Annotated in this window: 11 protein-coding genes and 2 pseudogenes; 10 read left to right on the top strand and 3 right to left on the bottom strand. The window is 42.0% G+C overall.

What is annotated here, in order from left to right:
* Window positions 1-19: 19 nt before the first annotated feature.
* The 5 genes from WJP93_RS12890 to WJP93_RS12870 all read left to right on the top strand — a co-directional run bounded on the left by WJP93_RS12890 (window position 20) and on the right by WJP93_RS12870 (window position 5,191).
* On the top strand, window positions 20-157 hold the full coding sequence (locus WJP93_RS12890) for a FeoB-associated Cys-rich membrane protein (RefSeq protein WP_082868596.1): 138 nt from the start codon (window positions 20-22) through the stop codon (window positions 155-157).
* A gap of 22 nt (window positions 158-179) precedes the next feature.
* Entirely contained in the window at window positions 180-614 is a 435-nt protein-coding gene (locus WJP93_RS12885) for a transcriptional repressor (RefSeq protein WP_337548686.1), read from the top strand.
* Between the two features lie 152 nt (window positions 615-766).
* A complete protein-coding gene (locus WJP93_RS12880; protein WP_337548685.1) occupies window positions 767-1,090 on the top strand; it encodes a DUF6110 family protein in 324 nt (107 codons plus the stop codon).
* Window positions 1,090-3,177, top strand: a complete 2,088-nt coding sequence (locus tag WJP93_RS12875; RefSeq protein ID WP_337548684.1) for a heavy metal translocating P-type ATPase — start codon at window positions 1,090-1,092, stop codon at window positions 3,175-3,177. The genes WJP93_RS12880 and WJP93_RS12875 overlap by 1 nt, the downstream gene beginning before the upstream one ends.
* 328 nt (window positions 3,178-3,505) lie before the next feature.
* Window positions 3,506-5,191: an extracellular solute-binding protein gene (locus WJP93_RS12870; protein ID WP_337548683.1), complete on the top strand. Its 1,686-nt coding sequence runs from the start codon at window positions 3,506-3,508 to the stop codon at window positions 5,189-5,191.
* Window positions 5,192-5,273: 82 nt separating this feature from the next.
* Here WJP93_RS12870 and cysK read toward each other — a convergent pair whose 3' ends face one another.
* Window positions 5,274-6,200 carry a cysteine synthase A gene (cysK, locus tag WJP93_RS12865; protein ID WP_066560901.1) on the bottom strand — a complete coding sequence of 309 codons (927 nt, stop codon included), beginning with the start codon at window positions 6,198-6,200 and terminating at the stop codon, window positions 5,274-5,276.
* A 262-nt stretch (window positions 6,201-6,462) separates the two neighbouring features.
* On the opposite strand from cysK, the gene WJP93_RS12860 reads away from it, so the two are divergent.
* Window positions 6,463-6,744 (top strand): DUF2325 domain-containing protein, encoded by a 282-nt coding sequence (locus WJP93_RS12860; RefSeq protein ID WP_066560903.1) that lies wholly within the window; start codon window positions 6,463-6,465, stop codon window positions 6,742-6,744.
* Window positions 6,745-6,903: 159 nt separating this feature from the next.
* On the top strand, window positions 6,904-8,277 hold the full coding sequence (locus tag WJP93_RS12855; protein WP_337548682.1) for an MATE family efflux transporter: 1,374 nt from the start codon (window positions 6,904-6,906) through the stop codon (window positions 8,275-8,277).
* A gap of 15 nt (window positions 8,278-8,292) precedes the next feature.
* Here the strand turns inward: WJP93_RS12855 and WJP93_RS12850 are convergent.
* A pseudogene (locus tag WJP93_RS12850) lies at window positions 8,293-8,652 on the bottom strand (hypothetical protein); the annotation flags it as partial.
* 161 nt (window positions 8,653-8,813) lie between these two features.
* Here WJP93_RS12850 and WJP93_RS12845 point away from each other — a divergent pair.
* The 3 genes and pseudogenes from WJP93_RS12845 to WJP93_RS12835 all read left to right on the top strand — a co-directional run bounded on the left by WJP93_RS12845 (window position 8,814) and on the right by WJP93_RS12835 (window position 11,282).
* On the top strand, window positions 8,814-9,599 hold the full coding sequence (locus tag WJP93_RS12845) for an inositol monophosphatase family protein (protein ID WP_337548681.1): 786 nt from the start codon (window positions 8,814-8,816) through the stop codon (window positions 9,597-9,599).
* Between the two features lie 452 nt (window positions 9,600-10,051).
* Window positions 10,052-10,270: pseudogene (locus WJP93_RS12840) on the top strand (AAA family ATPase); the annotation flags it as partial.
* A gap of 55 nt (window positions 10,271-10,325) precedes the next feature.
* On the top strand, window positions 10,326-11,282 hold the full coding sequence (locus WJP93_RS12835; protein ID WP_337548680.1) for a 2-dehydropantoate 2-reductase: 957 nt from the start codon (window positions 10,326-10,328) through the stop codon (window positions 11,280-11,282).
* A gap of 160 nt (window positions 11,283-11,442) precedes the next feature.
* On the opposite strand, the gene WJP93_RS12830 is transcribed toward WJP93_RS12835, so the two are convergent.
* Entirely contained in the window at window positions 11,443-14,403 is a 2,961-nt protein-coding gene (locus tag WJP93_RS12830) for a glycoside hydrolase family 2 TIM barrel-domain containing protein (RefSeq protein ID WP_337548679.1), read from the bottom strand.
* Between the last annotated feature and the right edge of the window lie 8 nt (window positions 14,404-14,411).

The raw sequence follows: 14,411 nt of genomic DNA, 5'->3' as shown, positions 1-14,411 counted from the left end.
TTGAAAGGTAAGGTATCTTATGGGAACAGTAATTGTAGGAGTAGTAGTAGCAGGTGTGGTTGGACTGATTGTTCGCAGTATGGTAAAGGATAAAAAAGCAGGAAAGTCACTCCAGTGCGGAGGCGACTGCAAGCACTGTGGAGGTCATTGCCACTGAGCAAAAAAGAATGGAGCAGCCTATGCAGCAAAGAAATATGCAAAAAGATGCGATATTAAACAGACTCAGACAGCGAGGATGCAGGATCACTAAGCAGCGGATGGTGTTGCTTGATATTATACTGGACGGGGATTGTTCAAGCTGCAAAGAGATTTATTACAAGGCATCGAAGATTGACCCAAGCATTGGCTCAGCAACAGTTTACCGTATGATTAACATGCTTGAGGAGATCGGAGCAATTAATCGCCGCAACATGTATAGGGTTTCCTGTACACAGCCTTGTGATGAATTAGAAGATGAAGTGCAGAAAAGTGGAAAACATGCATGCACAATTGAATTTGATGATAATTCAAGTATCGTGCTTACACAAAAGGCGTGGAATCAGATCATACAGACAGGACTTTCCGTATGTGGTTACAAAGATAAGCAGGCGATTCGCAGTATCAATCCGGCATAAGTTGGTCTGGCTTAATTGAAAAAATGTTCGTAATGATAAACTTTATCATTAAGACGGTAGAAATCATTACACATATTCTTTATAATAAAAAGCAGGCAAAGAATAAAGCTTTGCCTGCTTTTTACATAGAGATCAAACAGGAGGATATAACTATGAGTTTACATGATTTAGATTACAAAAAAGGTGGTATTTTTGCAGCAGGTGTTCTGTTTGGAACAGCAGGTATTAAGGCACTTTCAAGCAAGGATGCAAAGAATGTATATACAAAGATTACAGCAGCAGTACTTCGTGCAAAGGACTGTGTATTAGATGTAGTATCAAATATTCAGGAAAATGCGCAGGATATTTATGCCGGAGCACAGCAGATCAATGATGATCGCGCGGCAGCAGAAGAAGCGGCAGATGCAGAAGGTCAGGATGAGGCAGAAGAGACAGCAGAGGCAGAAAAAAACGAGACAGAAGAGAAGGCTGAATAATGAAATTTAAGATAAAGCATGAAACAAAGGGCAGAATACGTGTCCGTGCCATTATGAAGCACATGACGGCAAAGGAAGCTGATCTGCTTGAGTATGCTCTGTCTAATAAGGAGGGGATCACTTCAGTGCGCGTCAATGAACGTACCGCTGATGTGGTCCTTTGCTATAAGACTGACAGAGCAACAGTTCTTTCCTATTTAAGAAAGTGCCATGTAGACGAGATTGAGGCACCAGAAAGCTATCTGGCACATTCGGGAAGAACACTGAACAACGAGTATTGGGATAAGCTTGTTGGAACGGTTGTTTGGCGCTGCACAAAGAATTTGTTTGTGCCGGCACCAATACGTACATGCATTACACTTGCAGCAGCGATTCCTTATATCTGGAAGGGTGTAAAAACACTTGCAAAGGGAAAGCTTGAGGTCCCAGTGCTTGATGCGACTGCGATTACCATCTCCATTGCAAGAGGTGATGTGTCTACGGCAAGCTCTGTCATGTTCCTTCTTGGAATTGGAGAGATCTTAGAGGAGTGGACTCATAAAAAGTCTGTTGGCGATCTTGCAAGAAGCATGTCTTTAAATGTATCTAAGGTATGGATGATTGCCGGTGAGCAGGAGGTTCTTGTTGATGCGTCTACGATCAAAGAAAATGATAAGATTGTAATTCATATGGGCAATGTCATTCCGTTTGATGGAACAGTTGAGAGCGGAGAAGGCATGGTGAATCAGGCGTCTATGACAGGCGAGTCTGCAGCAGTTAGAAAATATGCAGGAACAACTGTGTATGCAGGAACAGTTCTTGAGGAGGGTGAGCTGACAGTTAACGTCAAAAAGCTTGGCGGTGCGAGCCGTTATGAGCAGATAGTTGTCATGATTGAGGAGTCAGAAAAATTAAAATCATCTATGGAAGGAAAGGCAGAGCGCCTTGCAGATAAGCTTGTTCCGTATACCTTCCTGACAACGGGACTGACTTATCTCTTTACTAGAAATCTGACAAAAGCTACTTCTGTGTTGATGGTAGATTTTTGCTGTGCGCTAAAGCTTTCAATGCCGATTGCAGTGTTGTCCGCAATTAAAGAGGCAAGAAACCGTAACGTCAATGTAAAGGGCGGAAAGTTTTTAGAGAGCATAGCAGATGCAGATACAATTGTATTTGATAAAACTGGTACGCTGACAAAAGCAGAGCCGACTGTTGTGAAGGTTGTTTCTTTTAATGGTGATTCTGAGGATGAGCTGCTTCGCACGGCTGCATGTCTGGAGGAACATTTTCCTCATTCTATGGCAAAGGCTGTTGTGGATGCTGCAAAGAAAAAGAGTCTTGACCATGAGGAAAAGCATTCAAAAGTAGAGTATATTGTGGCACATGGTATTTCCACGCAGCTTGAAGGAAAAAAGACAATTATTGGAAGTCATCACTTTGTTTTTGAGGATGAAAAGTGTCATATTCCAGAAGGCAAGGAGAAGTTGTTTGAACAGCTTCCGCTGGAGTATTCTCATCTGTATCTTGCAATTGAAGGTGAACTTGCTGCAGTAATCTGCATTGAAGATCCGCTCCGTGAGGAGGCCGCTGATGCGATTCGTGCGCTGAAGGAAAGCGGAATTTCTAAGGTAGTAATGATGACGGGAGATAGTGATCGAACTGCCAGAGCAATTGCAGGCAGAGTTGGCGTTGATCAGTATTTTTCAGAGGTACTTCCAGAAGATAAGGCCCGTTTTGTTGAACAGGAAAAGGCAGCAGGACGAAAGGTCATTATGGTTGGAGATGGTGTAAATGATTCACCGGCGCTTTCTGCTGCCGATGTAGGCATTGCTATAAGCGATGGTGCAGAATTAGCGCGTGAAATCGCTGATGTTACAATAGCAGCAGAGGATCTGTTTGAGGTTGTAACACTTCGCAAGTTGTCAAAGAGATTGATGAAGCGTATTTATCGCAATTATAAGGTAATAGTGGGATTTAACTCAGCACTTATTGCGGGAGGTATTGCAGGTGTTTTGCAGCCAACTACATCAGCACTTTTGCATAATACATCAACACTTTTAATTGCGATGGAGAGCATGAAGCCTCTTCTTCATGAGGAAAATCAATAAAAATAAGCAGTTCGCTAAGAGATAAGATTTTGAGACAGGGCAGCAGACAATAAAATGTCTGCTGTCTTATTTTGTCAATAAAAATGGTAAATAAGAGAAAAAATAAAGTGAAATCGTTAATATGAATCAAGTAAAGAATATTAACGTTGTGAATAATATAATAAAAACATGATTCTAAAATGAACATTATAGTTAAAAGGTCATAATTAGGAGAAAACAATAAAAAAGTAAGTAGAATCATTTTCATAATCGTTCTACTATGTAGACATGAGAAAAAGATGGCTGAAAGATGTAGTAAGCTATCTTAGGAGAAAGGAGAAGTTCGATTATGAGAAAATTTGCAGCAATTTCCCTCGCAGGAATCATGGCTTTTGGCGCACTTCCAGTTATGGCTGAGGAGACAAGCACAGAGGCAGCTACCGAGGCTGGCAGTGAGGCAGCTGAGTCAGATCAGGTAGAGAATAACTGGGAGCCATTTGCAGAGAATGTAACTTTACGTGTTCCAGTTTATGACAGAGGTGTTGAGGGCGTTCCGGATGTAACAAACAACTACTGGACACAGTGGATTCAGGAAAACTTCGGTGATAAGTATAACATCACTGTTGAGTATGTTCCGATCACAAGAACTGATGTTATGACAAGCTATGCACTTCTTGCAGCTGATCAGAATCTTCCGACAATTCTTATGGAGTACGATTATCCGAAGCTGTCCACATGGGTAAATGACGGATATTTAACTTCCTTTGATATGGATGCATTCAAAGAGGTAGCTCCAAACTACTATGCTCGTATGGAGGCAGACGGACAGATTCCATATACTACAATCGGTGATGAGACTTATTTCGCACTGGCATCTAATCCGAATTACAACATCAACTATACATGGCAGACATTTGTTCGTATGGACTGGTTAAAGCAGGTTGGTTATGATCATGTTCCAACAAAGCGTGACGAGTATCTTGACGCAATGAAGAAGATCCAGGAGGCTGGTCTTTGCGAGCATCCAGGTGGTGGTACTATGATCACAGGTCTTGGTTCCGATCAGAACCATGCATATCGTGAGTATCCGTTTAACGAGCTTGACTGGGCTATGTATGGTGATTATAACATTCCGGCACTTGGAACTGATGCAAACTACAACCTGTTAAAGAGAGCAAATGAGGATTACAATAACGGAATTACAGATCCAGAGTATTACCTGATCGATGGCGAGACAGCAAAGGCAAACTTCATCAACGGTGATGCATATTCATATGGATGCTATATCAGCTCTGATATGCCTGTACTGACTTCCTTCTATGAGACAAACCCAGATGCTGAGCTAGCTATTTATCCAGTTGTTACTGAGGATGATACAGCAGCGGATGGAATCACTGTTACTCCTGCTTATCGTTCAAATAACCCATTTGGTATGATGGTAGGCTTCTCATCATCTGCAACAGAGGATGAGTTAAAGGCAGCATGGATGTATCTTGAGTGGATGTGCAACGATGATGTACTCTTTACTATGCAGTATGGTATTGAGGGTGAGAACTTCAACTACAATGAAGATGGTCTGCCAGTATCTGTAGCTGATTACAGCGGAGACTACAAGCAGGGTTACAACAGCAGCGGTGATTACTGGAGCTGTGAGACAGCATCTAAGGCAGCAGGTACTATCGAGGATGTTATCTATGCAACAACACCGCACAATCTGCCGCAGGATTTCACTCAGGATGTAATCGACTTCTACTATGCAAGACAGGAAATCGCTGAAAAGTATGCAGTTGCTGACTGTCTGTATGCATCTTCTATGGAGAATACTTCCGAGTATCAGCAGACATTAGTTACTCTGTACAAGGAAGCACGTGATACTTTGACCATGTGTACACCGGAAGAGTTTGACGAGAAGTATCAGCAGTATACCGATGATTTCAATGATGCAGGATTTGCAGATATCACTGAAGAGCGTAAGGCTGCATTTGAGGATGGAAATACCACAAGACTGCCAGAAGCACAGAAGGCAGCTGAGTAAAATAGCTTTTAGTAGTAAATCTTCCTTATAAAAGAAAAGTTCGCCGTACCTGTTATGCAGGTGCGGCGGACTTTTTTTAAAATTAATCAGCAAAAAGTGGAGTTGAAAGGTAGCGATCACCAGTGTCAGGAAGCAGCACAACAATTGTCTTACCTTTTGACTTAGGCCGTTTTGCAATCTCAATAGCTGCCCACAGAGCAGCACCGGAGGAGATACCAGTAAGGATGCCTTCTTTCTTTCCAAGGCTCTTTCCTGTTGTAAAGGCATCATCATTAGATACAGCAATGATTTCATCATAAATGGAAGTGTCAAGCACCTCTGGAATAAAGCCAGCACCAATACCCTGAATTTTATGAGGACCTGCATTTCCAGTGGACAGGACTGCTGAAGATGCTGGCTCAACAGCAACGATTTTTACAGACGGTTTCTTGGACTTTAAGTACTTGCCAACACCTGTGATTGTACCGCCTGTGCCGACACCGGCAACAAACACATCAACGTTGCCCTCGGTATCTTCGTAAATTTCTGGACCAGTTGTCTCAAAATGAGCTTTTGGATTTGCCGGATTAACAAACTGACCAGCAATAAAGCTGTTTGGATAGAGCTTTGCAAGTTCATTAGCTTTTGCAATCGCACCAGACATGCCTTTAGAACCATCACTTAACACAAGCTCTGCACCATATGCCTTCATTAGCTGACGGCGCTCAATGGACATTGTATCAGGCATAACTATGATCAGACGATATCCTCTGGCTGCGGCAACGCTTGCTAATCCGATTCCAGTATTTCCGGAAGTTGGCTCAATGATTACAGTGTCAGGCTTTAAAATACCCTTTGCTTCGGCATCATCAAGCATAGCCTTAGCAACACGATCCTTTACAGATCCGGCTGGGTTAAAATACTCAAGCTTAGCGAGCAGTCTGGCCTGCAGGCCGAGTTCCTTTTCAATGTGAGTTAGTTCCAGCAGAGGGGTCTTTCCGATAAGCTGGTCAGCAGATGTGTAAATCATGGCAGTATCCTCCTTTTATGGACATATTTTATTTACGGGGATTATAGCACTATAAACCTACCATGTCAATAGGTTTAAAATAACGAAAGCAACAGGATTAAAATGAGAAAAAAACTCAATAACAGCATTGACGCTTACAATAAAATAAGGTAAACTTAACACAAGTTAGAAATAGCTAACATATGAGAAAAGCAGGCTATTGAGTATCAATAGAGTTTATCGTTTATATCAGAATATTTTGCATTTTGAAAGGAGTGTTTTAATGAGTGTTGTTATTGTTGGTGGTCATGACCGTATGGTAAGTCAGTATAAGAAAATTTGTAAGGATTTTAAATGTAAGGCAAAGGTGTTTACGCAGATGTCTGCAAATTTGAGTGGTCAGATTGGAAGCCCTGATTTGCTGATTTTATTTACCAATACTGTTTCTCACAAAATGGTTCACTGCGCTGTGACAGAGGCAGAAAAATGTAATGCTAATATTGTGCGCTGTCATACAAGCAGCCAGAATGCGCTGACAGAAATCCTTCAAAGAGAGGTTGGCTGAATTTTCTTGGCGCACAGCAGTGCTGTATAAAATAGGATGTATATTTTGCAAAAAGTTTGTATAATCCTTGAAAGATGGATTTTACACACAAAACTAACTTGTAATTTCTGCTTTGTGGTGTTACGATAAATTTGATAACCACAGGAGGCAGATAACAGTATGAAAAATATTTTTTACGATAAGAGTAAGATTGATTATGGGAATTTGCTGTTTCCGCGGCGGGCGCTGTGGATGCTGCTGATTCCCTTAATTATTGAGCAGATGCTAAACTCTTTGATGGGAATGGTTGATACGCTTATGGTCAGCCGTGTCGGAGCAGAGGCGATTTCAGCCGTTTCGCTTGTTGATTCGATAAACAACCTGGTACTTCAGGTATTCGCAGCGATGGCAGCAGGTGCGGCAATCATCTGCTCACAGTATTTGGGACGAAAAGATGAAAAAGGCTGTAATGATGCTGCCAAACAGATTGTGCTTACCGTAGTAGTGATTTCATCTGTTATTATGATTATTGGCGTTGGCTTTCGAAAGCCGCTGCTTCATTTGATATTCGGAAGTGTCGAAGAAGCTGTTATGACTAACGCTCAGATTTATTTTTTGATTACGGCGCTTTCATATCCGTTTATAGCACTGTTTCAGGCAGGCGCAGCATTTTATCGTGCATGTGGAAATTCTAAGTTTACAATGAAAACAGCACTGATCGCAAATGTAGCTAATATTGTTGGAAATACATTGTTTATTTTTGTTTTACAGATGGGCGTAGCAGGAGCAGCTGTTTCCACATTGATTTCACGAGCATTGTGTGCGTTTGTTGTTTTCTACGCACTTAGAAAGCCAGGCTATGCAATTCAGCTTAAGAATTATTTTTCTATTCGCCCAGACTTGAATCTGATAGTGAAGATTCTTGCAATCGGTGTTCCGTCAGGTATAGAAAATGGAATGTTCCAGTTTGGAAAACTTGCAATTCAGTCTACAGTATCATCACTTGGAACAGCAGCAATCGCAGCACAGGCGATGACAATCATTTTCGAAAATGTAAATGGAATGGCAGCAGTCGGAATAGGTATTGGATTAATGACGGTTGTTGGCCAAAGCATTGGTGCAGGACGGCAGGAAGAGGCAAAATATTACATAGTGAAGCTTGCCGGTTATGCAGAGGTTGCGATGATTATAAGCTGTATTCTTGTGTATATTGCGGCGCGGCCGGTTACTGTACTGGCAGGCATGAGTGAAGAGAGTACCGCGCTTTGTATGCAGATGATTCTTGCCATCACGATTGTAAAGCCTCTTCTTTGGGTACCTTCATTTACACCGCCAAATGGTCTTCGCGCAGCAGGTGATGTGCGATTTTCAATGATTACTGCGACATTGACGATGTGGCTGTGCCGTGTAGCACTTTCTATCTTTTTGATGCGTGTCGTAAAGACAGGTCCGATAGGTGTTTGGTATGGAATGTTCGCAGACTGGGGAGTAAGAGGCGTTATCTTTACAATCCGTTTTGTGAGAGGAAAGTGGCTTAGATTTAAGGTCATTTAAAATAATAATTCGCTCAAAGATAAGTCCTGCGATAAACCAAAATGGTGCAAAGTCAAGGCGTATCAGTCCATTTATATTTGTAGGATCACCAGTGTAATCCCACGGGCAGATGCCGAGTGTGCGAAGAAGCAGGCCAGATGTATATTCCACAGCGTATATACAAATGGTGTAAATTAGACCGCGCAGCACGATTGGCTTGCTGCAAAGCCGGCGCCAGATAGGTTCAATGAAAGCAGCAGATCCATAAATGGGAAACATTATAATAGAAGAGTGACCAGTCATGCTGTAGTCGTGAGCAAAAAGAGCACCCATTCCGGTGAAGAAGATTTCAATGAAAAGGCCGGTAAGGCCGCAACGGATAAAATTTTGTCTCATAGGTGGAATCCTTTCGTAGAAGTGTAAAATAGTTACAATTTAGAATCTCCCGAAAAGTGACAAAATAAACGCGCAGCATAAATATAAGAGCAGGAAATAAAAGACAGTAAACTGATAAAAAGTAACATGAAGTAATTAAATAAGAAAGGACAGACTAAATAATGCAGATTGATATAAACGAACTCATTGAACTAGTAAAAAGCGTAAAGCCGATGTTTTTAAATCACACAGAGGCAGAGCATGTAACTGTGAAGGGACGTGCAGATTTTGTTACGCAGGTAGATATCCGTGTGCAGGAATATATGAGAAACGAGCTGTCAAAACGATGGACGGATGTACAGTTCATGGGCGAGGAAAAGGATAACAGTGACATTGATTTTAACGGTGCAGTTTGGATTCTAGATCCAGTAGACGGCACGACAAATTTGATTCATGACTTTAAGGATAGTGCATTGTCCCTAGGGTTGTGTGAACAGGGGCAGGTGACACTCGGCGTGATCTATCAGCCATTTCTTGATGAAATTTTCTGGGCACAGAAGGGAAAAGGCGCGTTCTGCAATGGAAAGCCGATTCATGTAAGTGACACACGGAAATTAGAGGATAGTCTTGTTGCCGTTGGAACAAGCCCATATCATCGTGATCTCACCGAGGAAAATTTTAATGCAATCCGCTGTATTTATGAGCACTGTGTGGATATTCGCCGTATGGGAGCAGCATCCGTTGATCTGGCATATGTTGCCTGTGGACGCGTCGAGGCATACTTTGAGCGAAATTTAAAGCCATGGGATTTTGCAGCAGGAAAAATTATTGTCGAGGAAGCAGGCGGACGAGTGATTGATATAAAAGGAAGCAGTGCAAACGCTATGGCACCGTCTGACATTATAGCGGGAAATGGCTATATCGAAGAAGATATAAAAAAGTTGCTGATTGAACGACGAATTCAATGACAAAGTTTAAAAAGTGTGCTATGATAATTTTGTCGAAAGGAATCACCTTTTGACGAAACAGGGCAGCAAGATACAAAAGATGACGAAACCATACAGGATCACCCTACAAAAGACAACCTGTACGAAAGATGATTTTTACAAAAGATAAAATTCAGAAGTACAAAGGATAGCTTTTACAAAAGATGATTTACAATGTACCAAAGAAAAGCGTTTTCTAAAAGTACAAAAGTGGATGCCTTCAAAAGAAAAGTAATACAAAGATACAAAAGACTGCCCTAGATTACAAAAGAGAAAAGATTGCGAAGATACTAAAGAGAAAGCCGCCGTGCGATAAGTGTAAAAGCTGATTGCATGGCGGTTTTACTATAGAAAAAGAAACTTGTAACAAAAGTAGTTCCATGGTATCATATACATAACATATTATGGCAGTGAATTATCGAAAGGAGATTTAAATGGCACAGTTAAAGCTTCCGATTGGAATTGAAAATTTCAAAAAGATCAGAACAGAAGGATATTACTATGTGGACAAGACTGATGTGATAAGACAGATTTTAGAAGATGGCTGTTTCGTTACATTATTCACACGCCCACGTCGCTTTGGAAAATCATTGAATATGAGCATGCTTCGACATTTTTTTGAAATCGGTACAAACAGTGCGCTGTTTTCAGGTATTAAAGATTGTAAAGTAATGCTGGAAGAGGAATAGATAACAAAGGAGAAAAACTATGGAAATCAAAAAAGTAGCAATTCTAGGAGCAGGAGCGGTAGGCTCCTATGTAATAGAAGGAATTTTAGGATGCAGGGAGATTCGTCTTGGCGTAATCGCAGAGGGAGAACGAAACGCACGTCTTAAGAGTGCAGGCTGTACTATAAATGGAGTGACCTATCATCCAGAGGTATGGACCTCTCAGGAAACAGACAATATCGATCTTTTAATTGTTTCATTAAAATATGGCGCATTGCCGACCGCATTAGATACAATCAAACAGGCAACTAGCCATAACACGATTGTCATGAGTCTGATGAATGGTGTAGACAGCGAAGAAATAATAGGAGCAAAGATTGGCATGTCACATGTTCTTCCGGCTTTGATCAAAGTGGCATCCCACAAAGAGCCAGACGGCTATCATTTTGATCGCAAGTCCACAATTGGCATTATTTTCGGAGAGTATAAATCACCATTTCAAAGTGAACGAGTCAAAGCAGTCTGCGATCTTTTTGAAAAGAGTGATATAAGCTATCGCATAACTGACTATATCCGCGAGGAAATCTGGAGTAAGTTTCGCCTAAATGTCTGCAATAATCTTCCACAGGCAATTCTCGGTGCGGGTGTAGGCTGCTATCGCGATAGTGTTCATATGAAAGCGATCAGCGAAGGTCTTCGCAGCGAAATAGAAGCAATTGCTGCTGCAAAAGGAATTGAATTTAGCAAAATCGAGTCATCTGCAAAAGGTTCTCCTGTCAAGCCATCCGCTCGTTACTCAACGCTGCAGGATTTAGACGCAAAACGCCATACAGAGATTGACATGTTTTCCGGTGCGCTGATGCGCATGGGCAAAGAACTTGGCATTCCAACCCCATATAATGAATACACCTATCACATGATCAAAGCATTAGAAGAAAAAAACGACGGTTTGTTTGATTATAAAGGAAAAGACGAGACACCAACCTACTCGAAATAAAAATGATTTTGAAGAGTATTACTTGAGGTTACTTAATAATTAAACGAAAAAAGACCATATCAGTAGAGGAATAGCATCTCTTTTGATATGGTCTTTTATGTTAACATTATAGATATTTATGGCTGACTACTCGTAACCTACCGGGCAGCACATCTTATCATCAGAACTTTAGCTGATATTCCCACTCAAATTCCTTGTCATTCATTTGATACTGCGGCAGAAGCTGTGGTCCACAGGAATTACTTCCAACACCACTGTTCTTGTAGTCAAGATGCATGGTTACAAAATCACTTTCCTCAAGCTCATAATTATGCTTCTTTACTGCCAGTTCATAATCAGAGTAGTTAGAAACAGAGAAATCAAAGCTGGTTGCTGCATATGCAGTCACGCCGTTTGTTCCATTTCCAACAGAAGCCTTGCGGCAGTGATAGTGGTTTCCGTTCTCCTGCGGCTTAATGTAATCCTCATGCATATCCCCAACAGTAGATTCAAATGCATCGAACCATGCCAGGTGATGCTTATCAATATAGCATTCCTGAGGACCATATCCTAAGTAAGAAACCTGCTGCCAGCTCTTTGGAAGTGTCAGCTCAACACCAAATCTTGGCAGATACGGCATATCAGTATTGCGCTTTGCATCAATCTTGCATGTAATAGTACCAGCACCATCAATTGTCCAGATTACAGTGAATTTCATGATAGACTGAACAGTAACTGCACACAGATTAACTGTGCTTGTGATCTGTACTGTCTGACCGTCAACTGCATACTCTGTTGTGTAGGTGCGTGTCTGGCTGTGATGATAATTTGCACGCTCCCACTCTTCACGTATGTTGCGGTCATTATCAGTTGGTGCACGGAAAATGCTGTAATCCATAGAGATAGTTTCACCGCCGCGCTCAAGTGATGAGAAGATACCAGTAAATGTATCATACTGATAAGTAAAGCCTTCACCGCTTACTGTCAGGAAACGATCACCCTCTGTAACAGTTGGAGCAGTAGTTTCATCAGTAACACTATTCAGGCGACGAACAGCGCTTCCAGATAATAAGAACTGATCAAAGCCAACTTCATGTCCAGCTGGTACAAGCTCATGAGCAGTCTTTGTAAGGTAAGTCAGCTTCAGGTAGCAGTCAGCTGCTGTCTTTGGCAGAGTAACAGGAATTGTAACCTCTGACTCAGTGTGCGGAGCAGTAGAAGGAACGGCAATTTCACCAGAGCAAAGAAGCTCTCCGTCAGCCTTACACTCATAGGAAAGAGTAATAGCATCAGCCATATCAGTGAAATCAAGCATGTTCTTTAATGCGAGAGTTACCTTGTGTGCGTCAACAAGTCTTGCGCGAACAGGGCGAACAACATTCTTCCACTCATAAACACCAGTGTGCGGTGTGCGGTCTGGATATACAAGTCCATCCATACAGAAGTTTCCATCGTGAGGATACTCGCCAAAGTCGCCGCCATAACCATACATTGTCTTGCCATTTTCAGCAACGCCCTGATTAACTGCGTGATCACACCACTCCCATACGAAGCCGCCGCAGAAGCCATCATATTTCATAATCTGCTGATAATAGTCCTCGATATCTCCAGGGCCGTTACCCATTGCATGAACAAACTCACACTGGATAAATGGCTTCTTCGGACCTTCCTCAGCAAAGTAGCTGTCAACTTCCTCAGTAGTAGCATACATACGGCTGTAAAGATCAAGCATACTCTTATCAAAGCGATTGGAGTGATCCCATGTAGAAGACTCATAGTGAGTAAGACGTGTTGGGTCATACTCTTTTGTCCAGCGTCCGGCATTCTGGTAAGCATAGCCAAAGCCAGCCTCATTTCCAAGAGACCAGATTAAAACAGACGGATGGTTCTTATCGCGGATAACATTTCTCTGAACGCGGTCTAAAACAGCCTCAGTGAAGACACCGCCTTCATCAAGCAGTCCTAATGTGTTCTCACGGTCACTGTGATAGGTACTTAAATATCCGTGCATCTCAATATCAGACTCAGCGATAACATAGAAACCATAACGGTCACAAAGCTCTGTAAACCACGGCGCGTTTGGATAGTGGCTTGTACGGATAGCGTTAAAGTTAAACTGCTTCATAAGAGTCAGATCGCGGATTGCCTGCTCCTTAGAGATAGTATATCCAGTCACTGGGTCTGAATCATGGCGGTTTGTTCCGCGGAACTTAAGATTCTGTCCGTTTACATAAACAACGCCATCCTTGATATAAACTTCACGGATACCAACTGCCTGAGTGATCACTTCATCAGCAGTTGAAATAGTTAAGGTGTACAGATATGGTGTTTCAGCAGTCCAAAGCTTTGCATTTAAAACAGTAAACTCATAAACACCATCTGCTAAGACAGCTTCACCAACTGGATTTTTGTCAGCATCACACAGAGTAAGAACTGGGGAAATCTCACCATCAGCTTCAACACTTACACGAACTACACCAGCGCCGCCATCCTTTAAGAATGTGCGTACAGTATAGTCGCGAACAAAGCTCTTAGGACGAGTTAAAAGCAGAACATCACGGAAAATACCGGACATACGAAGCTTGTCCTGATCCTCAAGATATGTGCCGTCACACCACTTTAATACAAGAACTGCCAGTGTGTTTGTGCCTTCATTAACAAAAGAAGAAATTTCAAATTCGCTGGAAGAATGAGAAACCTGGCTGTAGCCGACAAATTTGCCGTTAACCCATACATAGAAACAGGAATCAACACCCTCAAAATACAGGAAATTGCGCTGTTTTGCAGCCTCAGCTGAGAGAGTGAAGGTAGTGCGGTATGCACCGCTTGCATTTTCCTTTGGAACGTACGGCGGATCAAAAGGAATTGGATAATTTACATTAGTATACTGATGATAATCATATCCGTGGCACTGCCAGCAGGAAGGAACCGGGATGGTATCCATAGAGGAATCATCAAAATCCGGATTGATAAAATCAGCTGGAACAGCCTCCGGATATGGGTAGTAGCCAAAGCGCCAGTCACCGGAAAGTAATGTAGCGTGGCTGTTTAGATCCTGACCGTATGGGATGTAGTAGCTGCGGTTTTCACAGGTACCTACATGGAGCGTATTAGGATCCTCATAGTAATTCGGTAATTTCATAACGAAAT

The organism is Anthropogastromicrobium sp., from assembly GCF_037349415.1.
GTDB lineage: Bacteria > Bacillota > Clostridia > Lachnospirales > Lachnospiraceae > Anthropogastromicrobium > Anthropogastromicrobium aceti.
This window is presented reverse-complemented; position numbering and strand designations above follow the sequence as displayed.